This is a genomic window from Leifsonia sp. Root1293, from assembly GCF_001425325.1.
GTDB lineage: Bacteria > Actinomycetota > Actinomycetes > Actinomycetales > Microbacteriaceae > Orlajensenia.
Genome location: NZ_LMEH01000001.1, coordinates 108,442 through 133,001 on the forward strand (window position 1 = coordinate 108,442; position 24,560 = coordinate 133,001).

Here is a 24,560-nt window from a genome sequence, read left to right on the forward strand (position 1 = left end):
CTACCCCGCCGCGCGTGGGCGATCCAATCGACCAGACGTCAGGAGAAGACGCCGAGTGAGGATGCCTCGTCGAGAGCGGCACGCCAGTCGCGCATCGGCGGCAGGCCGGCCAGAGCCCAGCCGTCGTGCCCGAGCACCGAGTACGCCGGTCGGGGCGCAGGACGCCGGAACGACGCGCTGTCGGTCGGGGTGATCCGCTCCGGATCGAGGCCAGCGTCCTCGAGGACGGCCCTGGCGAACCCGTACCAGCTCGTCGCTCCGCTGTTCGTGCCGTGGTAGATCCCGGCGGGGGCGTCGGAATCGAGAAGCTCCACGGTGCGACGCGCCAGGTCGCGGGTCCACGTCGGCTGACCGACCTGGTCGTCGACGACGCTCCAGGTCTCCCGCTGGGCGGCGATGGCGAGCATCGTGCGTGCGAAGTTGGCGCCGTTCACGCCGTAGAGCCAGGCCGTGCGGATGATGACGGTGCCTGCCGGATGCAGCTCGAGGGCCGATCGCTCGCCGGCCGCCTTCGTGCGACCGTAGGCCGACACCGGACGCAGCGGCTCGGACTCCGCGTAGGGCGATGTCGCCGTCCCGTCGAAGACGTAGTCCGTGGAGAACTGCACGAAGCGTGCCGAGAGCTCCGCCGCGACCCGGGCCAGGTTCGCGGCGCCGAGGGCGTTCACGGCGTGCGCGTCCTCCTCATGGGTCTCGGCGTCGTCGACCGCGGTGTAGGCGGAGGCGTTGATGATCACGTCGTGCCCGGCAGCGGCTCTCCGCACGGCGGCGAGGTCGGTGATGTCGAGGTCGGCGCGCGTGAGCGCCGTCGTGTCCCGACCATCGAGGGCGTCGACGAGGTCGTGGCCGAGCATGCCGGATGCCCCGGTCACGAGGTAGCGGGTCATCGGAGCTCCGCGCGCGCCTTCAGGGGTTCCCACCAGTCGCGGTTGTCGCGGTACCACTGCACGACATCGGCGAGGCCCTGCTCGAACGGCACCAGCGGCTCGTAGCCGAGCTCGGCGCGGATCTTGGAGATGTCGACCGAGTAGCGGAGGTCGTGGCCGAGACGGTCGGCGACGCGGTCGACGAAGGACCAGTCCTTGCCCGTCGCGTCGAGGAGCAGCTGGGTGAGCTCGGTGTTGCTGAGCTCGGTTCCTCCGCCGATGTTGTAGATCTCGCCGGCGCGGCCGTTCACGAGCACCATCGCGATGCCGCGGGTGTGATCGTCGACGTGCAGCCAGTCGCGGATGTTCTCGCCGGTGCCGTACAGCGGCACGTGCCTGTCGTCGATGAGGTTCGTGACGAAGAGCGGGATGACCTTCTCGGGGAAGTGGTACGGCCCGTAATTGTTCGAGCAGCGGGTGATCGACACGTCGAGGCCGTGCGTGCGGTGGTACGAGCGGGCGAGCAGGTCGCTCCCGGCCTTCGATGCCGAGTACGGGGAATTGGGTTCGAGAGCCCGCTGCTCATCCCACGACCCTTCCGCGATGGAGCCGTACACCTCGTCGGTGGAGACGTGCAGGAAGCGCGGGAGGCCGTGGCGCAGCGCGGCGTCGAGGAGTTGCTGCGTACCGAGCACGTTCGTCTCGACGAAGATGCTCGCGTCGCGCACTGAGCGATCGACGTGGCTCTCCGCTGCGAAGTGCACGACGGCGTCGAGGCCGGGGAAGAGCTCGTCGAGCAGTGCGCCATTCCGGATGTCGCCGTGCACGAAGCTGTAGCGCGGCGAGTCGGCCACCGGAGTGAGATTCGCCAGGTTGCCCGAGTAGGTGAGGGCATCGAGGACGACCACGTCGGCGCCCTCGAGACCCGGATACGCGTCCTGCAGTGTGCGCCGCACGAAGTTCGAGCCGATGAAACCGGCCCCACCGGTGACGAGGATCTTCATGCGCGGTCCATCCGTTCTGTTGTATACCTCGAGGATTCTACAGACGACAAGAGGCGGCTGAGGAGGCGACGCCTGTACCTGCGACCGCGCCACTCGTACCATGATGACGACACTCTGCATACGGTGACTGGCTGAGGAGGCTCACATGGGCGGTATCGAACCGGATGCACAGCGCGCGTGGATTGACGAGACGTCGTACTGGTCGCCCAAGTGGTTGGTGCCATCTGCTTGGCACGAGCACGCGCCGTTCGCGTTCTGGCTCATCAACGCAATTCGTCCCGCTCGCCTCGTTGAACTGGGAACGCACAACGGGTTCTCGTTCTTCGTATTCTGCGAGGCTCTCAAGCGTCTTGGGCTCAGCGCCGAAGTCAATGCACTGGACACTTGGGTGGGTGACGAGCACGCAGGTCGCTACAGCGAGAGCGTCTTCGAATCGGTGAGTCGCATCAGCGCCGACGACTATCCCGATCTTGCCATTCTCAAGCGTGGTTTTTTCGACGATTTCGTCGATCAGACTCCGGATCGGAGCATCGACCTTCTCCACATCGACGGTCGCCATCGACTCGAGGATGTGAGGCACGACTTCACCACGTGGTTGCCCAAGATGTCGAGCCGCGGTGTGGTGGTCTTCCACGACACCGCTGAGCACAAGGCCGACTTCGGGGTGTGGAAGTTCTGGGCGGAGGTGAGCGCCCTTTATCCTGCCTTCCAATTCGACCATGGGCACGGGCTCGGAGTTCTCGCAGTCGGGTCAGACGTGCCGGTCCCGCTGGGCGCATTCCTCTCCGCTGCACGCACCGATCGTGACGTGATCATCTCCACGTATCACGAACTAGGCGCACGGGTCGGCCGGTCTGCGGCGATGAAGCGACAGCTTGCGATCGCCCGGTCTGAACGGGACGGGCTCAACGTCGAGGCGGAAGACCTCCGTCGCGACGTCGAAGCTCTCAGTCGCGAGATCTCGGAATTGCGGTCGAGCACGAGCTGGAAGTTCACTGCACCGATGCGCGCGGTGTCAGGCTACCTGCGGCCGGGCCGGAAGTAGGAAAGGAATCGTCTGGCTAGACTTCGTGCGTGCAGATCCGTGAACTCAACGTGCCCGACAGCTACGAAGTGATCCCGAAGATCTTCGGTGACGATCGCGGCGTGTTCCTCGAGTGGTACAGGTTCGACAGGCTCGAGGAGAGGATCGGGCATCCACTCTCCCTCGCCCAGGCGAACACCTCGGTGTCGAAGCGAGGTGTTGTGCGCGGCATCCATTTCGCCGACATCCCGCCCAGCCAGGCGAAGTACGTGACCGCGACCCATGGGTCGGTGCTCGACTTCGTGATCGACATCAGGGTCGGATCGCCGACCTTCGGCGAGTGGGACTCCGTGCTGCTGGACGACGTCGACAGGAAGGCGATCTACATCTCCGAGGGACTCGGACACTGCTTCGTGGCGCTCACCGAGAACGCCACCGTCAGCTATCTCGTGACCGCGCCGTTCGCGGCGCAGCGCGAGCACGGCATCGACCCGCTCGACCGTGAGATCGCGCTCGACTTCGGTCTCGACGCCGACTCCCTGCTGCTGTCGCAGAAGGACACGGATGCGCCCAGCCTGGCCGAGGCTGCGGCATCCGGCCTGCTACCCAGTTGGGACGACGCGCGGAGCTTCTACGAGTCGCTTAACAGGGGAGTCTGAGCATGCGCGGCATCATCCTCGCCGGCGGTACCGGGTCTCGCCTCTGGCCGATCACCAAGGGCATCTCGAAACAGCTCATGCCCATCTTCGACAAGCCGATGATTTACTACCCGCTCTCGACGCTCATGATGGCCGGCATCAGGGAGATCCTCATCATCACGTCGCCGGAGCATGCCGATCAGTTTCAGGCCCTCCTCGGAGACGGCGCCGACCTCGGGCTGCGCCTCGAGTACGCTGTGCAGCCGTCACCGGATGGCCTGGCGCAGGCCTTCATCATTGGTGAGGAGTTCATCGGCGACGACTCCGTCGCCCTGGTGCTCGGTGACAACATCTTCCACGGAGCGGGACTGGGCACGGCGCTGCAGGCCAACGCCACCATCGACGGTGCGCTCATCTTCGCGTACCACGTGATGGATCCCGGTGCCTACGGCGTCGTGGAGTTTGACGACGAGATGCGTGCGGTCTCGATCGAGGAGAAGCCCGCCGCGCCGAAGAGCAACTATGCCGTTCCCGGTCTCTACTTCTACGACAACAGCGTTATCCAGATCGCGAAGTCGATCACGCCGAGCGCACGCGGAGAACTCGAGATCAGTGCCGTGAACGAGCGCTATCTCTCGGAGGGGAGGCTGAGCGTGCAGATGCTCGACCGCGGAACGGCCTGGCTCGACACCGGGACCTTCGCGTCGATGATGCAGGCCTCTGAGTACGTGCGCGTGATCGAGGAGCGACAGGGCTTCAAGATCGGCTGCATCGAGGAGATCTCCTGGCGCGCAGGCTGGATCGACGACGACAGGGTGCGCCGGCTCGCCGACGGCCTCGCCAAGAGCGGCTACGGCATGTACCTTAGTCGCCTGCTCGGCGACTGAGCGTCAGTCCTGGGCGAGCGGCTTCTGCGCGGCCTTGCTCGCGGGCGGCTTGCGCTTGGCCCGCGGCTTGACGACGGCGGCGGGAGCCGCATCGGCGGTGACGGTCGATGCCGCATCCGCCACGGCCTTCGCCCTGATCGCCTCGAGGTCGACGCCGAGTGTGTCGGCCCAGGTCTCGGCTGACACGATGGTGTCGAGGTTGGCGCGGTAGTCGGCGCTGAGGGCGGCCCACTCGCTGCGGATGCGGCGGTTGCGGCGCACGCTCGAGCTGAGCAGCGACCGGAACGTGGCGCGATCGCGCACGTGCCAGGTGACGCCCGACCCTTCGGCGTTGCTCATCAGGAAGCTGTCCAGCGACGGCATCTTCCACCACGGGGTGTTGTGGGGGAGGTGGGTCTGCGGATTCTGGACGGCCCGCGGGTCGACCTTGCGGAACCAGTGCCTCGTGCTGTTGCGGGCGACGACGCGCAGGAGCTTCGATCCAGTCGGGCGCGTGCCGTCGTTCATCGGGTTCGGGCCGAAGAACGCCGTCGGCGGGAACTCGGCGAATGCCGCCGGGTCCTTCTCCGCCACCGACTCCCGGAACTCTTTGGCCCGGCCGCGGATGGAGGGCAGACGGGTCTTGAGCTCGCCGTGCAGGGAACCGGGGCCGGCGAGAACGCTCTCGTACGCGAGCTGGCGCAGGGTGACCGCGTAGTAATCGAGCGTGAGCACGTACCTGATGTCGTTCGCCAGGTTGCTCATGACGAGCCTGCCGCCCTTCTTGTGCGGCGAGTGCAGGAGGGCAGCGACCAGGCGGTTGCGGGCGTGGAAGAACGCCTGCCAGTCGTGCGAGTCGTCCTTGTCCACCCACGACACATGCCACACCGAGGAGCCGGGCAGGCTCACCGTCCGATAGCCGTGGTCGGCCGCGCGCAGAGAGTACTCGGCGTCGTCCCACTTGATGAAGACGGGCAGGGACAGCCCGATCTCGCGGATGATCTTCATGGGGATGAGGCTCATCCACCAGCCGTTGTAGTCGACGTCGAAACGGCGGTGCATCCACGTCGTCTGGCGGAGGTTCGACGAGCTGAAGTCGTGGCGGTCGGGGGTGGCCGGGTTCCACATGAACGTCCAGCGGTCGACGACCTCGGCGAAGGCGTGAAGCTTGGTCTTGTCGTACATGTCGAACATGTGGCCGCCCACGATGGTGGGGGAGGAGCAGTAGCGCGCGAACTGCAGCGCTCGCCGGATGCCTTCGGGCTCGATGGCGACGTCGTCGTCGAGCAGCAGCAGGAAGTCGGAATCGCCCTTGGTCGACGCCTCGAGCATGCCGCGCGAGAATCCGCCGGAGCCGCCGACGTTGTCCTGTTCGATGAGTCTGAGTCGCCCGCCCAGGGCCTTCTCCGCCTCGCCGAAGCGGGCATGGTCGCGGATCTTGTCGCTGCCCTGGTCGATCACGAGAACCTCGTCGATGCCGAGCAGTGTGTCGGCGTCTCCACCGATCGTCTCGAGCAGCCCCACGCAGTACGCGGTGCGGTTGAGCGTCGTGATCGACACCGTGAGGTTGCCGCCCGTCGTGGGCGCCGGAGCGTTCTCGGGCGCCCGCCAGTCGGCCTGGGTGAGCGAGAACGGGGTGCCGTAGGAGACCAGGTCGAACCAGTACCAGCCGCCGTCGAGGAAGTTGTCGAGGGCCAGGTCGAAGCTCGAGGTCACGCCGTCACCGTCGACGTGGGCCGACGCGACTGTCTGCACGACTCCGCGCGCGTTCGACCTGTAGACCGAGACGTCGCCGACGCCCGTGGTCTCGACGGTGAGTCGGATGCCGGTCAGAGTGGTCCAGCGCTGCCAGTAGCTTGCCGGGAAGGCGTTGAAGTACGTGCCCAGGGAGACGCGCAGCCCGGCAGGCACCGTGATGCCGCGACGGCCGTCGATCATGGTGACGGCGTTGATGTGCGAGATGCGCAGCGGGGTCGTGAACGTCTCGGCCGGAACCGGTCCGCGGCGGTGCTTGACCGCTGCAGCCTCGGGCTGGCGCTCCTCGCGCACGTCGGTCCACTCGTCTGCGTCGATGTACAGCGGGATGACATCGGGGTCGGCGGTGGTCGGGAAGACGACCTTGTGGAGGACGACGGAGTCGGTCACTGATGGATCCTCTGGGGTTTCGAAGGAGGGCTGGAGCTCAGGCCCGGGTGGATGCGAAGTGCGGGACCAGCTTGTTCTGGAACATCGACAGCGCCGAACCGATGGCCATGTGCATGTCGAGGTACTGGTAGGTGCCGAGGCGTCCGCCGAAGAACACGGCATCCTCCCCGGACTGCAGCTCGCGGTAGGCCAGGAGCGCTTCGCGGTCGGCCGCTGTGTTGACGGGGTAGTACGGCTCGTCGTCGTGCGACGCGAAGCGCGAGTACTCCCGCATGATGACGGTCCTGTCCTTGGGGTACCAGTCGCGCTCGGGGTGGAAGTGGCGGAACTCGTGGATGCGCGTGTACGGCACGTCGGCGTCGGCGTAGTTCATGACGGGGGTGCCCTGGAAGTCGCCGGTCTCGACGACCTCCCGCTCGAAGTCGAGCGTGCGCCACGACAGCTCGCCGCCCTCGTAGTCGAAGTACCTGTCGATGGGGCCGGTGTAGACGATGGGAAGGCGACCCACGGTCGCCGCCTTGTTCCACTCCTGCGACTCGTCGAAGAAGTCGGTGTCCAGGCGCACCTCGATGTTGGGGTGGTCGGCCATCTTCTCGATCCACGCGGTGTAGCCGTCGACCGGCAGGCCCTCGTAGGTGTCGTTGAAGTAGCGGTTGTCGTAGGTGTACCGAACGGGGAGGCGGCTGATGACCTCCGCCGGCAGCTCGGTGGCCGGCGTCTGCCACTGCTTCGAGGTGTAGTCCCGGATGAAGGCCTCGTAGAGCGGACGCCCGATGAGCGAGATGCCCTTCTCCTCGAGGTTCGCGGCGTCGGCGGTGGAGAATTCCTTCGCCTGCTCGGCGATGAGCGCGCGCGCCTCGGCCGGCGAGTGGGCCGATCGGAAGAACTGGTTGATGGTGCCGAGGTTGATCGGCAGCGGGTAGACCTCGCCGTGGTACTCGGTGTAGACGCGGTGGCGGTAGTCGGTGAACTGGGTGAAGCGGTTGACGTAGTCCCACACCGACTTGTTCGAGGTGTGGAAGAGGTGAGCGCCGTACTGGTGCACCTCGATGCCGGTCTCCGGATCGGGTGCACTGTAGGCGTTCCCGCCGATGTGAGAGCGACGATCGATGACCATCACCTTGAGGCCGAGCTCTTCAGCGGCCCTCTCGGCCACGGTCAGTCCGAAGAATCCGGCACCGACGACGAGAAGATCGACCTGCATGGAGTTGGTTCCTTTGCTTGATTTCCGAGGGAGGGCGCGCGCGAACAGGCCGCGGAGCCGACGTTCAACCTTAGCCGATCCACCCTGAGCGCCCTCGGAGCGCGCGTCCCCGACATGGAACGCACTCGCGTGCGCGTGTGCGCACGGAACCCGCAGGGCGGGATGGGATACTCGAACAGCTTTGCAGCGCCGGGTCGGTTGTCTGCGCGACTGACCGAAGGACGGGGCGGATGAGCTGGTTGGAGGCGTTGCCGGCGTTCCTGGTGACGATCGCTGTTCTCGTGGTGCCCGGTGCAGCCATCACCGTCGCCTTCGGGGTGCGAGGGGTCACCGCGGTCGTGCTCACCCCGCTCGCCAGTGTGTCGGTGATCGGGCTGACGACGCTTCTCGGCACGGTTCTGCCGCTGCCGTGGAGTGCACTCCCGATCGTCATCATGACGATCCTGCTGTGCGCGATCATCGTGGGACTGCGGCTTCTGCTGCGTCGGCACTGGAGCATGGGGCCGGTCGTGCGCGACGGCCGCCGGTACGGCTGGGCCTTCACGGCCGCTGCCGTCGCTGCGTTCCTGCTCGTCGCCTGGCGGGTCATCGACGCCTTCGGCCAGCCAGGCAACATCTCGCAGACATTCGACAATATCTACCACCTGAACGCCGTGCGCTACATCCTCGACACCGGCGACGCCTCACCGCTGCACATCGCCAGCCTCACCTGGAACGTCGACCACATCTCGGCGTACTACCCCGACACCTGGCACGCCCTCGTGGCGACGGTCGCCCAGCTGAGCGGTGCGGCCATTCCCGTGGCCGTCAATGCCGCGAACATCGCCATCGCCGCTCTCATCTGGCCGCTCGGCTGCCTGCTGCTCAGCCGCGTCATCCTAGGCAACCGCCCGATCGCCGTGCTCGCGGCGGGGGTGCTGTCCGCCGCCTTCGGGGTCTTCCCGCTCCGGATGCTCGACTTCGGCGTGCTCTACCCGAACCTGCTCTCCATCTCCCTGCTGCCCGGAGTGCTGGCCATCGTCGCGGCGGGCTTCGGCCTCGGCATCCGACCGGCCCAGTCCCCGCTCGTGCGGTGGCTGCTCGTCGCCGCCGCCGTGCCCGGCCTCGCCCTCGCCCACCCGAGCACCCTCGTCGCTCTGCTCGGCTTCACTGTGCCCATCGCCGCCGTCGCAGGCGTGCGTCTCGTGGGGCGGATGCGGGCCGCGCACGCGAAGCCGCTCGACTACGTCGTTCGCGGGTTGATCGCCGCCGTCGTCTTCGCCGGTGCCGCCCTCCTCTTCGTCAAGGCGCGCCCGGCCTCCGAGCTCGCCTTCTGGCAGCCGTGGCAGAACACGCCCAAGGCGTTCTGGTCGGCCGTCAGTTCCAGCATGCAGAACATGCCGGTCGACTGGGTCATTGTCGTGTTCACCGTGCTCGGCATCGTCGGCGCCTTCGTCATGAAGCGCGGGCGGTGGGTCGTCTTCAGCTACGCGATCGCCGTGTTCCTCTACGTCGTGGTCTCGAGCTTCCCCGACAGCATGTTCCGCTACCTGTTCACGGGCACCTGGTACAGCGACTCGAACCGACTCGCCGCGCTCATCCCTGCCGTCGCGCTGCCCGTCGCGGCCATCGGAGTCGTCTGGCTGTATGACCTGATCGGCGCCCTGCTGGTGCGATTCGGGATGCGGAGCGCGCCAGCGCCTGCCGGTTCGACGGATGCAGCGGCCGTCGTGGACGACGCCGCCCACTCGGGGCCCGCCACTCGCCGGCCGACGACTCCCGTGCGCGCCGTGGTCGGCGCCGTGCTCCTCGTGGCGATCACCCTCGCCACCCAACTCGGTGCTCCCCTCGCCGCGGCATCGGCCTCGGCGCGCGGTGCCTACGCAGCCGGCGAGCAGGCGCCGGTGCTCTCGAACGACGAGATGGAACTGCTCTCGCGCCTCGACGACAAAGTTCCGGCCGGTGTCGTCGTGGCCGGCAGCCCGTGGACCGGAGCATCGCTCGTCTACGCCTACGCCGACCGGAGCGCTCTGCTGCCCGCCATCTTCGGCGACCGCAGCGTCGACACCGTGGCGATCATGGAGGGCCTGCGGAACGCCGACGCGGATCCGATGGTCTGCGATGCTCTCCGCGACACCAACACCTGGTACGTGCTCGACTTCGGGCCCCGTGAGGTGCACAACGGCGAGCACGTCTTCTCGGGCTTCGCCGACCTGGAGGACTCCGGTGCCGTGAAGCTGGTCGACGAGGAGGGCGACGCCCGCCTTTACGAGGTCACCGCGTGTCAGTGACGCCGGACCCCACTCCGGCCGTCGCCTCAGGCGGCGGACGGATGCGGCGGGCCCTGCTCTCCGGCGCGACGCCCATCCTCGCCGCGACAGTCGTGGCCGGAGCCAGCGGCTACCTGGTCACCACGCTGGTCGGAGCAACCCGCCCGCCGGCCCAGTACGCGGGCTTCGCCGTGTTCTGGTCGACGCTCTACCTCGTCATAGCCGCCCTGTCGGGCCTGCAGCAGGAGATCACCCGCGGCACGCACCGCCGGTCGGCCGACTCGGGTCGGGGGCCGCGTTTCCCGCTTGCCGCACGTTTCGCAGCATCCGTCGCCGCGATCACCGCCGTCGTCGTGCTGGCGGCGACACCGTTCATCACGGGCCTGATCCCCGGGCAGGGCGTCACCCCGGCGCTCGCCATCGCCCTCGGCACGGCCAGCTACGTGGTCGTGGCCGTGCTCGCCGGCACCCTCTACGGGCTGGCGCTGTGGCCGGCCATCGGCCTGATGATCGCCATCGACGGTGTGCTGCGTCTGGTGGGCGTCGTGATCGTCATCCTGGCCGGCGGCGGCATCTCCGAGCTCATGTGGGCGGTCGTGCTGCCGTTCCCCATCACGCCGCTGGTGCTCTGGTGGTTCCTGCGCCGCAGGGTCAGAGGCCGCTCGCAGCTCGATGTCGGTCCCCGGCGCCTCACCTGGAACATCGCGCGCACCCTGGCGGCTTCGGTCTCGACGGGCATCCTGATCAGCGGCTATCCGCTGCTCCTCAGTGCGACATCGGTCGGCGTGCCCGCCGCCAGGCTGGGCGCCCTCGTCTTCGGCATCTCGCTCGTGCGGGCTCCGCTGGTCATCGTCGTGCTGTCGCTGCAGAGCTTCCTCGTGGTGCGCTTCCGCGACAACGCCGCACACGCCTACAGGCTGTTCGTCAGGCTCGCGCTGCTCATCGCCGCCGTCGCAGCGGTGCTCGCCGTGATCGCCGCCTTCGTGGTGCCCGTGATCGTCGACGCCCTGTGGCCCGCGTACCACCTCGACGGCTGGACGGTCGCCGGTCTCGTCGCCACCAGCGGGGTGCTCGGCATCCTGTGCGTGAGCGGTCCCCTCACCCTCGCGCGAGGACGCCACGGCGCGTACACGGCCGGCTGGGTCGTGGCGGCTGTCGCGACCATCGGCCTGCTCCTGGTTCCGCTGGCGATCGAGGAGCGCATGGTGCTCTCCCTCGCCATCGGGCCGATCATCGGCGTCATCGTGCACACGATCGCCTCACGGCATCCGGGGCCGATCGATCCACGGGACGAGGTCGTCGGAAGTGCTGATGCCGCTGCTCAGTCGACGGGCGAAGCCGGCGGTGCCGGCGGAGCTGCCTGAGCCGCCTTCTCGAGTTCCTCGATGCGCAGCGTCAGCAGTGCCGTGCGCTGAGCGAGGATGCGCGACTGCGACTCGAGCGCGGTGAGCTCGGAGCTGTGCTGCAGGCAGACCAGGAACAGGATCGCCACGCTCACGAAGAAGATGAGGTTCGTGGGCACTGCGACGCCGACGACCTCCGCCGCCCAGGCCAGCACTCCAGGGAAGACGCCGACGACGAGAGCGAGCACGCCCGCGATGAGCCACCAGATGGCATGCCGCTCGCGAAGGCGTCGGCGTCGGAGCATCTCGATGACGACGCCCAGTGTGATGAGGGCGGCGAGGATGCCGAGGATGTAGCTCGCAAGACTCATCGGACGTCGATGCTCCCGGTGGTGAGGGCGATCGGGGGTCGCATCAGGGCGAAGACCAGGGCCATCATGGCCCGGCCGAGGTAGGTGGCAGCCTTCAGCGGGTTGTGCGAGGGGATGCCGGCGGCGCGTGGACGCATGGCCACGGGGACCTGTCGGATGACGCAGCCGGAGCGTGCGGCGATCACGAGCGACTCCACGGTGTCGCCCAGGTACTCCGAGGGGTAGTGCTCGGCGAACAGCACGACGGCGCGCGGTCCCGTCGCCCGGAAGCCCGATGTCGTGTCGGTGAGCCTGGTGCCGGCGACCCTGCTGAGGATGCCGGACAACAGCACCATCGCCCAGCGGCGGGGCCCGCTGGCGTCGTACTCGCCCTTGCCCGCGAAGCGCGCGCCGAGCACCAGGTCGGCGCCCTCGAGTTCCTGCAGGAGTTCGGGGATCTCGGACGGGTCGTGCTGTCCGTCGGCGTCGACCTGGATCACGGTCGAGAAGCCGTTCTCGATGGCGTAGTTGAATCCGAGGCGCATCGCCCCTCCGACACCGATGTTGAACGGAAGGCTGGCGACATGGGCTCCGGCCCGAGCGGCGACCGCGGCGGTGTCGTCAGTCGATCCGTCGTCGACGACGAGGCAGCTGATGCCGGGATTCGAGCGCAGGACCTCAGCGACGACCTCGCCGACCGCACCCTCCTCATTGAGGGCGGGAAGCACCACGAGGGTGCGGGCGATGCGCTCGCTGATGGGGCTGTCCGCCATTCACTTGCTCCGCAACGCGTCGATGTGCTCGAGGTACCACGCGTAGGTGCGCTCCAGGCCGTCGTCGAGCCCGGTCGGGGCGTCCCAGCCGAGGTCGTGCAGGCGGGAGACGTCGAGCAGCTTCCGGGGTGTGCCGTCGGGCTTCGACGTGTCCTGGGAGATGCTGCCCGTGTAGCCGACGGTGTCCGCGACGCGCTCGGCGATCTCGCGGATCGGGGCGTCGAGGCCGACGCCGACGTTGATGGTCTCGGGGGAGTCGTAGTTCTCCAGCAGGAACAGTGATGCCGCGGCGAGGTCCTCGACGTAGAGGAACTCGCGGCGCGGAGTTCCGCTTCCCCAGATCACCACGTCGTCGGCACCGGACTCCGCCGCCTCGTGGAAGCGACGCATGAGCGCGGGGAGCACGTGGGAGTGCTCGGGGTGGAAGTTGTCTCCGGGGCCGTAGAGGTTCGTGGGCATCGCAGAGATCCAACGGCGGCCGTACTGGCGGCGGGTGGCCTGCACCTGCATGATCCCGGCGATCTTGGCGATGGCGTACGCATCGTTCGTCGGCTCCAGGATGCCCGTGAGCAGCGAGGACTCCTTGATCGGCTGCTCGGCGAACTTGGGGTAGATGCACGAGGACCCGAGGAACAGCAGGCGGTCGACGTCGGCCTCGTTGGCCGCGTCCATGATGTTGACCTGGATCTGCAGGTTGTCGCTGAGGAACGAGGCGGGGTATGTGTTGTTCGCGAGGATGCCGCCGACCCTGGCCGCGGCGTCGATGACGACGTCGGGCTTCACGCTCGTCACGTAGTCGAACACGGCGTTGCGGTCGCGCAGGTCGACCTCGCTCGAGGTGGCGCCGACGAGGTCGGTGAAGCCCTCGTTCTCCAGGTGGCGCCAGATGGCGGAGCCGACCATTCCACGGTGCCCGGCGATGTAGACGCGCGAGGAACGGTCGAGGGCCTGGGGTGAATTCATAGTCGTTATACTCGCTTGATCGTGGTGTTCCGGATGCAACTCGTCATCCGCCACGAGAATTCCGCTCAGGCGCGATCATCTCGTCCCTGCATGCTAGCAATCCCTCGAAACGCGAAAGCACAACCACGATGCCCCACGCCGACGTCCTCGTCATCCTGCCCACGCTCGGCGACCGCATCGACATGCTCGCCGTCACGCTGAAGACCGTCGCCGAGCAGCGCCTCACGACGAAGCTCACCCTCGTCGTCGTTCTCCCCGCCGCCGCGCACACCGCCCGTGCCATGGCCATCGAGGCCGGAGCCGTCGTCGTGGACGATCCCAAGACCGGCATCTCCGATGCGATCAACTGCGGACTCGCCCAGCGGACCGACGAGCAGTACTACGCGTGGATCGGCGATGACGACCTCTTCCGTCCCGGTGGGCTCGCGAAGCTTCAGAGACTGCTCGAGGCGAACCCGAAGGCGGTGCTCGCGTACGGCGGGTGCGATTACATCGACCCGAACGGCGCCACCATCGCCACGAGCAATGCAGGCAGGCTCGCGCAGATCCTGCTGGCATGGGGCCCCGACCTCATCCCGCACCCCGGGACCATGATCAGGCTGGACGCCCTGCAGGGCATCGGCGGCTTCGACCCCCAGCTCAAGTACGCGATGGACCTGGACGCCTTCCTCACCCTCCGCAGCGCCGGCTCATTCACCTACACGCGCGAGACCGTGTCGGCCTTCCGGTGGCACCCCGATTCGCTCACGGTGGCCGGCCGGCTCAACTCGAGCCTCGAGGCCGAATCGGTCAAGCGTCGCCACCTCCCCAGGGCGATCCGGCCGATCAGCCCGCTGTGGCACCTGCCCTGGCGGTGGGCATCGGCCTACGCGGCCAAGCGGGTGAGCCATCAGGCCCGCAGGATCGCCGCGTCCGCGGCATCCGTCGGCGCGGAATAGCACCGCGCCGTACCGAACCCCCGCGAAATGCGCTGCGCTAGGCTGGCAGCGATTTCGTCTGACCGGGCGCCCGTGCGACACGACGCCCTCGACACCCCACGTGGAGTAACACCCTCATGACCGAAAGCCAGACCAAGCGCGCGCTCATCACCGGCATCACCGGACAGGACGGCAGCTACCTGGCAGAGCTGTTGCTCTCCAAGGGCTACGAAGTGCACGGCCTCATCCGTCGATCGTCGACCATCAACACCAGCCGCATCGATCACGTCTACCAGGACCCGCACGAGTCGGGTGCCCGCCTCTTCCTGCACTACGGCGACCTGACCGACGGCTCCCGTCTCGTCACCCTCCTCGACCAGATCAAGCCCGACGAGGTCTACAACCTCGCCGCCCAGTCGCACGTGCGCGTCAGCTTCGACGAGCCCGAGTACACCGGTGACACCACGGGCCTCGGCTCCACCCGTCTCCTCGAGGCCATCCGGATGACCGGGCTGCACTGCCGCTTCTACCAGGCGTCGAGCTCCGAGATGTTCGGCGCCACCCCGCCGCCGCAGAACGAGGACACCCCGTTCTGGCCGCGCTCGCCCTACGGCGTCGCCAAGGTCTACTCGTACTGGATCACGCGCAACTACCGCGAGGCGTACGGCATGTTCGCCGTCAACGGCATCCTGTTCAACCACGAGTCCCCGCGTCGCGGCGACACCTTCGTGACGCGCAAGATCACGCGTGCCGTCGCGCGCATCGCAGCCGGCACGCAGTCCGAGCTGTTCATGGGGAATCTCGACGCCGTGCGCGACTGGGGCTACGCACCCGAGTACGTCGAGGCGATGTGGCGGATGCTGCAGCACGACGAGCCCACCGACTACGTCGTGGCCACGGGCACGAACTACACGGTGCGCGACTTCCTGCAGCTCTCGTTCGAGCACGTGGGACTGGACTGGGAGAAGTACGTGCGCTTCGACGAGCGCTACCTGCGTCCGACCGAGGTCGACGCGCTCGTCGGCAGCGCCGCGAAGGCGGAGGAGCTCCTCGGCTGGGTGCCGAAGGTGCTCACCCCCGAGCTCGCCCGCATCATGGTCGACGCCGACATCGCCGCTCTCGATGCCGGCGGAACGCCGTGGATCGATCGAGTCACGTTCGCGTGAGCACCGAGCCCGGCGGCTCTCAGCACCCTCTTCGCGTCGCACTCTCGATGATGACCCTCGTGCCGGGCGGCATGGGGGGCAGCGAGACGTACGCGCGGGCCATCACCCGGCAGCTCGCGACCACCTCGGTGGTCGAGGCGACGGCCTACGTGCCTGAGTCCGCCAGCGGTTTCGCTGGAGCCCTGCCGGAGCGGGTCGTCCGTTCCCTGCCCTCCGGCTCGTCGACCACCGACCGCCTGCGCACCGTGGCGAGCGTCACCCGGCGCGCGCCGGAGCTGCGCAGGCTCATGGCCGATGCCGATGTCGTGCACTACCCGTTCACGGTCCCGGCGCCGAAACCGGCCAGGCGACAGGCGTCGGTGCAGTCACTGTTGGACGTGCAGCACCTCGAGCTCCCGCAGCTGTTCAGCCGGGCGGAGCTGCTCTACCGCCGCGTCTCCTACGAGGGATTCGCCCGCAAGGCCGACGCCGTGGTCACCATCAGCCACTTCGCCAAGGCGCGCATGGTGGAGCTCCTCGGGCTCGATGCCGACAGGATCCACGTCGCTCACCTCGGCGTCGACACCGCGCGCTTCACGCCCAACATCGGTGACCGCGAGAACTTCGTGCTCTACCCGGCCCGCGGTTGGGCGCACAAGAACCACGCCAGGCTCATCGAGGCCATGGCGATCGCGCGCACGACCAACCCGTCGCTGAGGCTCGTCCTGACCGGTGGCGGGCTCGACACCCTCGGCGACCTGCCCGACTGGGTCGATCGCCGCGGCCTGGTCTCCGAGGAGGAGCTGGCGACGCTGCTGCGCACCGCCGGCGTGCTCGCGTTCCCGAGCCTCTACGAGGGCTTCGGTCTTCCGCCTCTCGAGGCCATGGCATCCGGATGCCCCGTCGCAGCCTCGAACGCCGGTTCCATCCCCGAGGTGGTCGGCGACGCCGCCGTGCTGTTCGATCCGCTCTCGCCGGAGTCGATCGCCGACGGCATCCTGCAGGCTCTCGCCGACGGCCAGCGACTCTCCATCGCCGGGGTGGAGCATGCAGCGACCTTCACCTGGGAGAGCTGCCTCGAAGCGCACCTGCTCGCCTATGCCGCCGCTGCACGCACGGCCGAGGCTCGGCGATGACCGCGGCGAACGCTCGGGAGCGCGTGCTCGTGACCGGTGCGAACGGTCAGGACGGCACGTACCTCGTGCGCGCGCTGCTCGCCGACGGTCACGCCGTGCACGGCATGTGCCACTCCGAGGCCGGGGCAGCGCGTCTGGTCGCGGACTTCCCGGACGCCACTGCCCACGTCTGCGATCTCGGCGACGCCGTCGGCATCACCCGCATGATCGACGAGATCAGCCCCACGCACGTCTACAACCTCGCGGGCAACACCTCCGTCGCCCGCTCCTGGGAGTTCCCGGCCGAGACGGCCGACGTGCTGGGCACGGGTCCGATCCGCCTGCTCGAGGCCGCGTGGAAGCTGGGGGAGCGCACCGGCGAGGTCGTGCGCTTCGTGCAGGCGTCGAGCGCCGAGATCTTCGGCGATGCATCCGTGGTTCCTCAGGACGAGTCGACGCCACGCGTTCCGGTAACTCCGTACGGGGTGGCCAAGACCCTCGCCCACGAGATGGCCGGGGTCTACCGCGAGCGCGGCATGTTCGCCAGCACCGCGATCCTGTACAACCACGAGTCGCCGCTGCGGCCGCCGACGTTCGTGGCGCGCAAGATCTCGCGTGAGGTCGCACGCATCGCGACCGGGCAGTCCCAGCAGCTCACCCTGGGGAACATCGACGTCCGCCGCGACTGGGGCTACGCGCCCGATTACGTCGACGCCATGCTGCACATCGGCCGGGCCGGGCATCCGGGCGACTTCGTCGTCGCGACGGGGCAGGCGCACTCGGTGCGCGACTTCGTCGACGCGGCGTTCAGGCACGTCGGCATCGACGACTGGGACCGCTACGTGTCGATCGATCCGGCGTTCTACCGCCCGGCGGATCCGCAGGAGCTCGTGGGAGACTCGTCCAGACTTCGCGAGCTCGGCTGGACCCCCAGTGTCGACTTCGGACACCTCGTCACGCTGATGGTCGACCACGACCTCGAGCTTCTTCGCCGGACCGAGTGAGCATCCGCTCCTCCATCACCTGAAAGGCACCAACCATGCCTCTGCCCAGACTCGTCGCCTTCGATCTCGACGACACCCTCGCCCCGTCCAAGTCGCCGGTCGATCCGCGTATGGCGGACCTCCTCGTGCGCCTGCTCGCCGGCACCGAGGTGTGCATCATCTCGGGCGGCCAGATCGCCCAGTTCCGTGCCCAGGTGCTCGACAACCTGCCCATCGCGGAGGAGACCACCTTCTCCAGGCTCCACCTCATGCCGACCTGCGGAACGCAGTACTACCGTCGCCAGGACGGCGAGTGGGCTCAGATCTACGCCGAGAACCTGACGACCGATGAGCGCGACCGCGCCCTCGAGGTCGTCGAGCGCGTGGCGAAGAGCCTCGGCTATTGGGAGTCGGAGACCTGGGGTCCGATCCTCGAGGACCGCGGGTCGCAGATCACGTTCTCGGCCCTGGGCCAGGCTGCGCCGGTCGCCGCGAAGGTGGCGTGGGACCCGACCGGCGACAAGAAGAACGCACTGCGCGACGCCGCCCAGGCCGAACTGCCCGACCTCGAGGTGCGCGGCGGTGGCTCGACCTCCGTCGACATCACGCGTCGTGGCATCGACAAGGCCTTCGGGATGAAGCGTCTCGCCGAGATCACCGGTGTTCCGCTCGACGACATGCTCTTCGTCGGCGACCGACTCGACCCGACGGGCAACGACTACCCGGTCAAGGCTCTCGGCGTCGAGTGCGTGGCCGTGCACGGCTGGGAGGACACCGCCGACGTCATCGAGAAGCTCCTCGCCGACGCGTAGCAGTCCGCGGTCCGTCGCTCGCTCGCCAGCTGTGGCCGCATGGACCGCGCCCGCTCGCCAGTTGTGGCCGCCCGGCGCGCTTTCGCGCGACCACAGGTGGCGATCGGATGTACGGATTCGGCGTAGCGGTCGGCGGGGAGTGACCGCGGACACGACTCGATGAGCCGTCCCTACTTCGGCGACGGCTCCAGCGGCACCGGGTCGCGCTTCGGGAGCGCGTCGCGCCAGCTCATGCTGCGCGACGCCTTGACCGCGCAGATGATGAGCAGCATCCAGCCGCTCTCGAACAGGGTGGAACTCTCGGCGAGCGAGACCGCGGCGAGGGCGACGAGGATGAGCGCCGGCCAGACGTAGACGATGCTGCGCTTGTTCGAGGCGAGCAGCCAGGAGCGCACGAGGGCGAGTCCCACGAGGGCGACGAAGGCGAAGAATCCGACCAGGCCGAGCTGGAACCACACGTCGAGGTAGGCGTTGAGGCCGGTCGAGTTGTCGCGACCCGTGGCGAGGTTGATCCAGAGGAACGGCGGGTTGTCGGGCCAGGTGCCCACCCATCCCCATCCCTGCAGGCCGTCCTGGCTCTGGTAGCTCATCATCGACCGCCACAGCCTGTAGCGCACCTCGAACTCGCTGCCGGCGTTCAGGAGCTCGATCACCCGCAGACGGGCGATCCAGATGATCACGCCCAGTACGGCGAGGCCCGTGACCAGGCCGACCTGCCAGATCCAGCGTGACGCGGCGGGCACCCGGCGCAGGCCGAACAGTGCCAGGGTCGCAGCCACGACGACGGCGACGACGCCGATCGCCACCGGGGACCGCGACAACAGGAGGCTCGCAGCGGCGAGCAGCAGCGACCATCGACCGACGCGTCGGGGGATGGAGTTCGTCGCGGTTTCGATGGCGAAGGTGATGAGTGCGATGACGGCGATGAACCCGAGCTGGTTGCGGGTTCCGAACACGCCCTGGATCGGCCCGAGGGTGGCGATGTTGCCGTCGATCCTGAGGAACCTGATGGGCTGGTCGATGAGCACGCCCGAGAGCACCTCGAGGACGAGGGAGATCACGAGCAGGATACGCAACGCGTCGCCGACGGCTCGCACGATCTGGATGGTGTCACGGAGCACCGCGACGTAGAAGCCCAGGAACCCGAATCCCAGCAGGTAGACCAGTCGCATGCCCGTCGCGATCGTCGTGTCCGACCAGAACACCGACAGCACGGCCCAGCCGACGAAGACGACGACCGAGATGGGCAGGGTGCCATGCCACTCGAGATGGGTGCGGCGGTACCAGAGCGACACCAGCGCTGCGGCGATCAGCCCGGCGATGATGCTGAGCAGTCCGGGCCAGCCGATGAGGGAGCGGATGAGCTGGGTGCTGAATGCGGTCAGGAAGATGGCCGTCGTCACGGCCGACGCGAACACGGCCGACCCGAGGAATGCCTGCCCGCCCGCGGGGAGCAGCGACCGACGCTCAGCCACGGCTCACCGCATCCGTCCGACCGGGGCGAGCGCGGGGGCTGCATCCGATGCGTCGATCGCCGTGTACTGGGCCCGCTTCGTGATGATGCAGATGGCGACGACGAGCACCCACCCTCCCTCGTACAGGATGCGGCTCTCGGCGAGGCTCTGGGCGAGCAGTGCGGCCAGGATGAGCAGCGGCAGGAGCGACCGCGCCGTGTAGGGATCGGTGTCTGCGATGCCCGTGCGGGGACGATCGACGGCGGCGAACCAGCTACGCCAGAGCGTCGAGGCGATGAGGGCAGTGAAGATCACGAGCCCGATGATGCCGACCTGCAGCCAGACGTCCAGCCAGGCGTTGTGGGCCTGCAGATAGGTCACGCCCTTGCGCACGGCGAGACCGTCGAACGGCTCCACCCACGGCGCCCAGTAGCCCATCCAGCCCCACCCGGCCACGGGTCGCTGCTGGGCGAGCCCGATCACGGCGTTCCAGATGTCGAAGCGCCCCGTCAGGTCCTCGCTCTTCCCGAAGAGCTTCAGCAGCGCGCCATTCAGGGTGACGAGCAGCACGACGACGGTGACGACGGATGCTGCAGCCGTGATGTACACCGGCCGACGGCGTTCGGCGCCCCGTGACCGGGCCCAGAGCGCGAAGGCGAGGGCCGCGGCGACCACGACGAGGGCGAGGATCACCGTGGTCGAGCGCGTGAGGGCGAACACGAGCGCCGCGACGACCACCCAGAAGATCGCCCAGCCGCGACGGACGGTGCCTTCGACGAGCTGCACCACGAAGACCAGGAGGGCGAGCAGTGCGATGAACCCGAGGAGGTTGCGGTTGCCGACGATGCCCTCGATCGGTCCGCCGTCGAGGAGCAGCCCGCGAGACCAGTAGAAGGCCTTCGGGTATGGCGGCTCACCGTAGTCGACCCAGAACGGCAGCACAGGTCCGCGCACGACGATCGCCACCCAGGCCTCGAACACGAGCGACAGCGCGAGGATCCAGCGGAAGGCCGCTGCGAGCGCTCGAATGAGCTCGGCATAGCTGAGGCAGAGAGCCAGGAACACACCGGCCACGGCGGTGCCCAGCTGGATGCCGACTCCGATCAGCGATGCCGCCGGGTAGAACGACCACGCGATCGAGAGGGTGCAGAGACCGACGAAGGCGAGCAGGGCCTTGGGAACCCTGCGCCATTCGAGGCGGGGGCGCAGGACGGCGATGGCGATGGCCGCCCCGACGACGCACAGCCCGGCGATGATGCCGAAACCCCACCAGTCGAGCAGGTTCCGCCAGAACTGGCCGGCGAAGGCCGTGAACACCGTCAGAGTCGCGAGCAGGCGCACGAGAGTCCTGCTGCGGGTCGATGCCATGCGTCCAGATTAGTCGGCGCGCGTCTCCGCGGCCTGCAGGAGGGCAGGGGAAGCCGCGCGATGCAGGCACTGCAAAGCACCGCCCTATAGTTGTCAACTGAACGATCGTTGAGCGGGGGGTGACGAGTGGGCACGAGTCTGGGCCAACGCGGCATCCAGTTGACCATCGCCGAGATCGGTCGTCACACGACGGTGTCCGTGCTCATCGACGGGCATCGGGTCTGGTCGGCAAGAACGGCAGAGGCCAAGGAGTACGGCCGGCCCGGATCGCTCCTCCTCGCCTGGCCCGACGCTCTGCGGGTGAGACTGCACGGCACCAGCGACTTCTCCGTCATCGACACCGACACCGACGAGACCCTCGTGCGCCGCCGTCTGCGATTCGGAACCTCCGCCGCACCCATCCTCGTGGTCGACAGCTCGGGTCGTCGCCTCTCCGTGAACAAGTGGGGCCGCCTGTCGGCGAGCTTCGACGGCGACGTCGAAGGCGACATCCAGGAACGCGTGCTCGCCAGCACCCAGCGGGTCATCAGCGCCGTGGAGGATCTGGGCAGGCCGACCTTCATCGTCGGCGGCACCCTTCTCGGCGCCATCCGCTCGGGAACCTTCCTCCCCAACGACGACGACGTCGACCTCGCCTACCTGAGCGAGCACTCCCATCCCGCAGACCTGGTCCTCGAGAGCTACGCCATCGAACGCGACCTGCGCGACAGGGGCTTCGAGGTGCTGCGGCACAGCGGAGCGCACCTGCAGATCCTGTTCCGGCTGCCGAACGGCGAGACCGACCACTACGTCGACATCTTCACCGCGTTCTTCAAGGACGGCGAGTTCTTCGAGCCGATCCACATGCAGGCCGAGCTTCCCCGCGATGCGATCACGCCGCTGAGCACCGTGAGCTTCGCCGGGCTCGACCTTCCAGCCCCGGCCGACCCCGACGCGTGGCTCGCCGCCTGCTACGGGCCACAGTGGAGGACTCCGGATCCGTCGTTCCGGTTCCGAACGCCCCGCGCCACGCGCAGACGCTTCTACGGCTGGTTCGGCGAGCACAGCCTGTTCCGCAGCCTCTGGCTCGACCAGTACGCCGCTGCGGCTGCCGGGACCGTGCAGCCCGAGAGTGAACAGGCGCGCCGCTTCGCGGAGCAGCTCGCGCCCGGCTCCCTCGTCGTCGACGTCGGATGCGGCGACGGAGCCGACGCGCGATACTTCGCGTCGCTCGGCCACAGGGTGATCGCCTTCGACTTCGTGTGGCCGGCGATCGAGCGCGCCCGCGCCCTGGCGACGGATGCCGGAGTCGACGTCGACTTCAGGGTGTTGAACGTCGCCGACCGCCGCGACATCCTCGGACTCACCGTGGAGCTGGTCGCGGGGGGAGACTCCGTGAACTTCTTCCTCCGGCACTCGCTCGACGGCCTGGTCGACAGCGACAGGCTCACCATCCTCGAGCTGATGCGTCGCACGATGCATCCGGATTCCATCGGGTGGCTGACGACCTTCGGCGACTCGGCCGACGGCTTCAGCCCCGTCGACCCCATGAGCTGGCACATGCCATTGCGTGATCAGATGCGCTTGGCACTGGAGAACGATCTCCACCTCGAGTTACTGCACACCGAGGCGGCCGAGACGCCGTACGGTGAGCGCGTGGTGCTCGAGTCGATCCTGCGAAGAAGAGGTGCACGCACATCATGAAGGACAGAACCAAGAAGCGGATGATCCGCATGGGCTGGAAGATGTCACCGGAGACCATGGCAGCCATGGAGGAGGTCCACGCTTTCCGTGAGGAGGTCGCCGAACTGCGGAAGGCCGTGGCAGACCTCAAGCGCGAAGTCGATGAGTCGCGCCGGGACAGCCTGCGCATCGCGGAGTTGACCGACGTCGTCGTGCAGAAATTGGCGGAGTTTGAGACACGCACGGAGGGTGGCGGTGTCTCTGCTGGTTCTTAGTCCTTGCCTCGCACCACGTTGATGACCTGCCCTGTGAGATCTGTCGTCAACAGCTTCAACGTCACGTTCGCGACTGTCTCCGCCTCGAGCAGAGTTCCGGCAGGCTCCTCGCCGAATGCACGAGTGCGCATCGGCGTGCTGGTGCGCTGAGGATTCACGCAGTTGACCTTGACGCCGGCGTCGGCCCACTCGTCGGCGAGGGCCTGAGTGAGATTGACGATGCCTGCCTTCGTGGCGGAGTACAGGCTGTAGCCGGCGCGCCCGCGGGTGTATGAACTCGATGTGAAGTACACCAGTTGGCCCTGGGTCTCTTCGAGGTAGCTGTAGGCCTCCTGGGCGATCTTCGCCGGGGCTGCGAGATTGACATCGAGAGTACGACGCAGGTCGCGGCGCTTCGTCTCGTTGAGCGGTGCGATCGAGAGGATGCCGGCTGTCACGATGACGAAGTCAATCCGGCCCGTCGCTTCCGCAGCTGTGGCCAAGGCTGCCCGAACGGCCTTGCGCGAGGTGATGTCCGTTCCCGTGGTCGAGCGGCTGAACGCGAAGACGTCGGCTCCGAAGGACCGCGCACCGTCGACGATGCTGGCTCCGATGCCATAGCTGGCGCCCAGCACGACGACAGTCTTGCCGGTGAATTCGTCGGGAGCCGGCCCACCTGGGGACGAGAGGTCTTCGGTCTGGAGTTGGAAGATCTTGTCGGCGATATGGATGTCGAGTGGCTCGGTGACCTTCATGTTCTCCGGTGTCCCGTCGACGACGTAGATAGGCACCTCCGGCGTGTACTTGAACACCACTCCGCAGTCATCAGTCGCGGCGAAATCGGGGTCGTCTGCGGCGATCGCATAGGCGCGTCGGATGGCCGAGATGTGGAATGCCTGAGGTGTTTGGCCGCGGCGCAACGTAGAACGCACGGGGATGCCAGTGATGTGGCGGCTTTCGTCGACCTCGATGATGGTGTCGGCTGACGGGATCGCCGTGTCGACAGCTTGATATTCCTCCAGTGCAGAGACGCAATCGGCGATGATGCGATCGTCGATGAACGGCCGCACCGCATCGTGGAAGATCACGTTGATCTCCTCATCGGCGGGCAGCGCATCTAGGGCGAGTTTCGTGGTGTCGTTGCGGGTGTCCCCGCCTGGCAGCACCGCAGTCAGCTTGTCGTAACGCGGATCATCGCGGATGTAATCGAGTTCGCGAATCGAGGCGGCATTCATCATCACGATGACCTCGTCGATCAGTGGGTTGTCGTTGAGGGTCTCGAGCGTGTGCTCGACGATCGCCTTGCCCGCGATACGGATGAGCTGCTTCGGAATGCCGAGTCCGACACGTACACCGACGCCTCCGGCAAGGACAACAGCGACGTTTCTCGGTCGAACGGTTGACACGTTGCGACTCCTCTCGTGT

General features: G+C 67.6%; 22 protein-coding genes. 12 read left to right on the forward strand and 10 right to left on the reverse strand.

The window, feature by feature from the left end; genetic code table 11:
• Positions 1–38: 38 nt before the first annotated feature.
• Together rfbD and rfbB are read right to left on the reverse strand one after the other, a co-directional pair.
• The gene (rfbD, locus tag ASC59_RS00495; RefSeq protein ID WP_055817382.1) at positions 39–887 is read right to left on the reverse strand and encodes a dTDP-4-dehydrorhamnose reductase; all 849 of its coding nucleotides are present in this window, start codon (positions 885–887) and stop codon (positions 39–41) included.
• On the reverse strand, positions 884–1,870 hold the full coding sequence (gene rfbB, locus ASC59_RS00500) for a dTDP-glucose 4,6-dehydratase (RefSeq protein WP_055817384.1): 987 nt from the start codon (positions 1,868–1,870) through the stop codon (positions 884–886). Before rfbB ends, rfbD begins: the two co-directional genes overlap by 4 nt.
• A gap of 145 nt (positions 1,871–2,015) precedes the next feature.
• Here rfbB and ASC59_RS00505 point away from each other — a divergent pair, with 145 nt between their 5' ends.
• Genes ASC59_RS00505 through rfbA form a run of 3 tightly spaced genes read left to right on the forward strand, consistent with a single transcriptional unit; the run spans position 2,016 to position 4,419 of the window.
• Positions 2,016–2,915 carry a class I SAM-dependent methyltransferase gene (locus tag ASC59_RS00505; protein WP_055817386.1) on the forward strand — a complete coding sequence of 300 codons (900 nt, stop codon included), beginning with the start codon at positions 2,016–2,018 and terminating at the stop codon, positions 2,913–2,915.
• A 29-nt stretch (positions 2,916–2,944) separates the two neighbouring features.
• Positions 2,945–3,553: a dTDP-4-dehydrorhamnose 3,5-epimerase family protein gene (locus tag ASC59_RS00510; protein WP_055817388.1), complete on the forward strand. Its 609-nt coding sequence runs from the start codon at positions 2,945–2,947 to the stop codon at positions 3,551–3,553.
• 2 nt (positions 3,554–3,555) lie between these two features.
• Positions 3,556–4,419 carry a glucose-1-phosphate thymidylyltransferase RfbA gene (gene rfbA, locus ASC59_RS00515; protein WP_055817390.1) on the forward strand — a complete coding sequence of 288 codons (864 nt, stop codon included), beginning with the start codon at positions 3,556–3,558 and terminating at the stop codon, positions 4,417–4,419.
• 3 nt (positions 4,420–4,422) lie between these two features.
• On the opposite strand, the gene ASC59_RS00520 is transcribed toward rfbA, so the two are convergent.
• Entirely contained in the window at positions 4,423–6,543 is a 2,121-nt protein-coding gene (locus tag ASC59_RS00520) for a glycosyltransferase (RefSeq protein WP_082513309.1), read from the reverse strand.
• Between the two features lie 37 nt (positions 6,544–6,580).
• A complete protein-coding gene (glf, locus tag ASC59_RS00525; RefSeq protein WP_055817392.1) occupies positions 6,581–7,747 on the reverse strand; it encodes a UDP-galactopyranose mutase in 1,167 nt (388 codons plus the stop codon).
• A gap of 230 nt (positions 7,748–7,977) precedes the next feature.
• Here glf and ASC59_RS00530 point away from each other — a divergent pair, with 230 nt between their 5' ends.
• Both ASC59_RS00530 and ASC59_RS00535 read left to right on the forward strand, forming a co-directional pair.
• On the forward strand, positions 7,978–10,017 hold the full coding sequence (locus ASC59_RS00530) for a DUF6541 family protein (RefSeq protein WP_055817394.1): 2,040 nt from the start codon (positions 7,978–7,980) through the stop codon (positions 10,015–10,017).
• Positions 10,008–11,360, forward strand: a complete 1,353-nt coding sequence (locus ASC59_RS00535; protein ID WP_157487883.1) for a hypothetical protein — start codon at positions 10,008–10,010, stop codon at positions 11,358–11,360. Before ASC59_RS00530 ends, ASC59_RS00535 begins: the two co-directional genes overlap by 10 nt.
• Here the strand turns inward: ASC59_RS00535 and ASC59_RS00540 are convergent.
• Genes ASC59_RS00540 through ASC59_RS00550 form a run of 3 tightly spaced genes read right to left on the reverse strand, consistent with a single transcriptional unit; the run spans position 11,318 to position 13,425 of the window.
• Positions 11,318–11,710, reverse strand: coding sequence for a DUF2304 domain-containing protein (locus ASC59_RS00540; RefSeq protein WP_055817397.1), 393 nt, complete (start codon positions 11,708–11,710; stop codon positions 11,318–11,320). The genes ASC59_RS00535 and ASC59_RS00540 overlap by 43 nt on opposite strands.
• Positions 11,707–12,462, reverse strand: coding sequence for a glycosyltransferase family 2 protein (locus ASC59_RS00545; protein ID WP_055817399.1), 756 nt, complete (start codon positions 12,460–12,462; stop codon positions 11,707–11,709). Before ASC59_RS00545 ends, ASC59_RS00540 begins: the two co-directional genes overlap by 4 nt.
• Positions 12,463–13,425: a GDP-L-fucose synthase family protein gene (locus ASC59_RS00550; protein WP_055817401.1), complete on the reverse strand. Its 963-nt coding sequence runs from the start codon at positions 13,423–13,425 to the stop codon at positions 12,463–12,465.
• Positions 13,426–13,553: 128 nt separating this feature from the next.
• On the opposite strand from ASC59_RS00550, the gene ASC59_RS00555 reads away from it, so the two are divergent.
• From ASC59_RS00555 to ASC59_RS00575, 5 genes are all read left to right on the forward strand, one after another.
• Entirely contained in the window at positions 13,554–14,363 is an 810-nt protein-coding gene (locus tag ASC59_RS00555; RefSeq protein ID WP_055817407.1) for a glycosyltransferase, read from the forward strand.
• A 116-nt stretch (positions 14,364–14,479) separates the two neighbouring features.
• Positions 14,480–15,508 (forward strand): GDP-mannose 4,6-dehydratase, encoded by a 1,029-nt coding sequence (gmd, locus tag ASC59_RS00560; RefSeq protein ID WP_055817409.1) that lies wholly within the window; start codon positions 14,480–14,482, stop codon positions 15,506–15,508.
• Positions 15,505–16,623 (forward strand): glycosyltransferase family 4 protein, encoded by a 1,119-nt coding sequence (locus ASC59_RS00565; protein ID WP_055817411.1) that lies wholly within the window; start codon positions 15,505–15,507, stop codon positions 16,621–16,623. The genes gmd and ASC59_RS00565 overlap by 4 nt, the downstream gene beginning before the upstream one ends.
• Positions 16,620–17,606 carry a GDP-mannose 4,6-dehydratase gene (locus ASC59_RS00570; protein WP_055817413.1) on the forward strand — a complete coding sequence of 329 codons (987 nt, stop codon included), beginning with the start codon at positions 16,620–16,622 and terminating at the stop codon, positions 17,604–17,606. The genes ASC59_RS00565 and ASC59_RS00570 overlap by 4 nt, the downstream gene beginning before the upstream one ends.
• A gap of 35 nt (positions 17,607–17,641) precedes the next feature.
• Positions 17,642–18,397 carry an HAD-IIB family hydrolase gene (locus tag ASC59_RS00575; protein WP_055817416.1) on the forward strand — a complete coding sequence of 252 codons (756 nt, stop codon included), beginning with the start codon at positions 17,642–17,644 and terminating at the stop codon, positions 18,395–18,397.
• Positions 18,398–18,567: 170 nt separating this feature from the next.
• On the opposite strand, the gene ASC59_RS00580 is transcribed toward ASC59_RS00575, so the two are convergent.
• Both ASC59_RS00580 and ASC59_RS00585 read right to left on the reverse strand, forming a co-directional pair.
• Positions 18,568–19,872, reverse strand: coding sequence for a hypothetical protein (locus ASC59_RS00580; RefSeq protein WP_055817418.1), 1,305 nt, complete (start codon positions 19,870–19,872; stop codon positions 18,568–18,570).
• A gap of 3 nt (positions 19,873–19,875) precedes the next feature.
• Complete coding sequence (locus tag ASC59_RS00585; RefSeq protein WP_055817420.1) at positions 19,876–21,219, reverse strand: O-antigen ligase family protein; 1,344 nt, start codon at positions 21,217–21,219, stop codon at positions 19,876–19,878.
• Positions 21,220–21,345: 126 nt separating this feature from the next.
• Here ASC59_RS00585 and ASC59_RS00590 point away from each other — a divergent pair, with 126 nt between their 5' ends.
• Both ASC59_RS00590 and ASC59_RS00595 read left to right on the forward strand, forming a co-directional pair.
• Entirely contained in the window at positions 21,346–22,902 is a 1,557-nt protein-coding gene (locus ASC59_RS00590) for a LicD family protein (protein WP_055817423.1), read from the forward strand.
• Positions 22,899–23,156 carry a DUF6752 domain-containing protein gene (locus tag ASC59_RS00595; RefSeq protein WP_055817425.1) on the forward strand — a complete coding sequence of 86 codons (258 nt, stop codon included), beginning with the start codon at positions 22,899–22,901 and terminating at the stop codon, positions 23,154–23,156. Before ASC59_RS00590 ends, ASC59_RS00595 begins: the two co-directional genes overlap by 4 nt.
• Here ASC59_RS00595 and ASC59_RS00600 read toward each other — a convergent pair.
• On the reverse strand, positions 23,153–24,541 hold the full coding sequence (locus ASC59_RS00600) for a bifunctional cytidylyltransferase/SDR family oxidoreductase (RefSeq protein ID WP_235492534.1): 1,389 nt from the start codon (positions 24,539–24,541) through the stop codon (positions 23,153–23,155). The genes ASC59_RS00595 and ASC59_RS00600 overlap by 4 nt on opposite strands.
• Between the last annotated feature and the right edge of the window lie 19 nt (positions 24,542–24,560).

Bases quoted from the DNA above. Each gene is read 5' to 3' on its own strand.
- rfbD (WP_055817382.1), bottom strand. From the start codon at position 887: ATGACCCGCTACCTCGTGACCGGGGCATCCGGCATGCTCGGCCACGAC.
- rfbB (WP_055817384.1), bottom strand. From the start codon at position 1,870: ATGAAGATCCTCGTCACCGGTGGGGCCGGTTTCATCGGCTCGAACTTC.
- ASC59_RS00505 (WP_055817386.1), top strand. From the start codon at position 2,016: ATGGGCGGTATCGAACCGGATGCACAGCGCGCGTGGATTGACGAGACG.
- rfbA (WP_055817390.1), top strand. From the start codon at position 3,556: ATGCGCGGCATCATCCTCGCCGGCGGTACCGGGTCTCGCCTCTGGCCG.
- glf (WP_055817392.1), bottom strand. From the start codon at position 7,747: ATGCAGGTCGATCTTCTCGTCGTCGGTGCCGGATTCTTCGGACTGACC.
- ASC59_RS00530 (WP_055817394.1), top strand. From the start codon at position 7,978: ATGAGCTGGTTGGAGGCGTTGCCGGCGTTCCTGGTGACGATCGCTGTT.
- ASC59_RS00540 (WP_055817397.1), bottom strand. From the start codon at position 11,710: ATGAGTCTTGCGAGCTACATCCTCGGCATCCTCGCCGCCCTCATCACA.
- ASC59_RS00545 (WP_055817399.1), bottom strand. From the start codon at position 12,462: ATGGCGGACAGCCCCATCAGCGAGCGCATCGCCCGCACCCTCGTGGTG.
- ASC59_RS00550 (WP_055817401.1), bottom strand. From the start codon at position 13,425: ATGAATTCACCCCAGGCCCTCGACCGTTCCTCGCGCGTCTACATCGCC.
- ASC59_RS00555 (WP_055817407.1), top strand. From the start codon at position 13,554: ATGCCCCACGCCGACGTCCTCGTCATCCTGCCCACGCTCGGCGACCGC.
- gmd (WP_055817409.1), top strand. From the start codon at position 14,480: ATGACCGAAAGCCAGACCAAGCGCGCGCTCATCACCGGCATCACCGGA.
- ASC59_RS00570 (WP_055817413.1), top strand. From the start codon at position 16,620: ATGACCGCGGCGAACGCTCGGGAGCGCGTGCTCGTGACCGGTGCGAAC.
- ASC59_RS00575 (WP_055817416.1), top strand. From the start codon at position 17,642: ATGCCTCTGCCCAGACTCGTCGCCTTCGATCTCGACGACACCCTCGCC.
- ASC59_RS00585 (WP_055817420.1), bottom strand. From the start codon at position 21,219: ATGGCATCGACCCGCAGCAGGACTCTCGTGCGCCTGCTCGCGACTCTG.
- ASC59_RS00595 (WP_055817425.1), top strand. From the start codon at position 22,899: ATGAAGGACAGAACCAAGAAGCGGATGATCCGCATGGGCTGGAAGATG.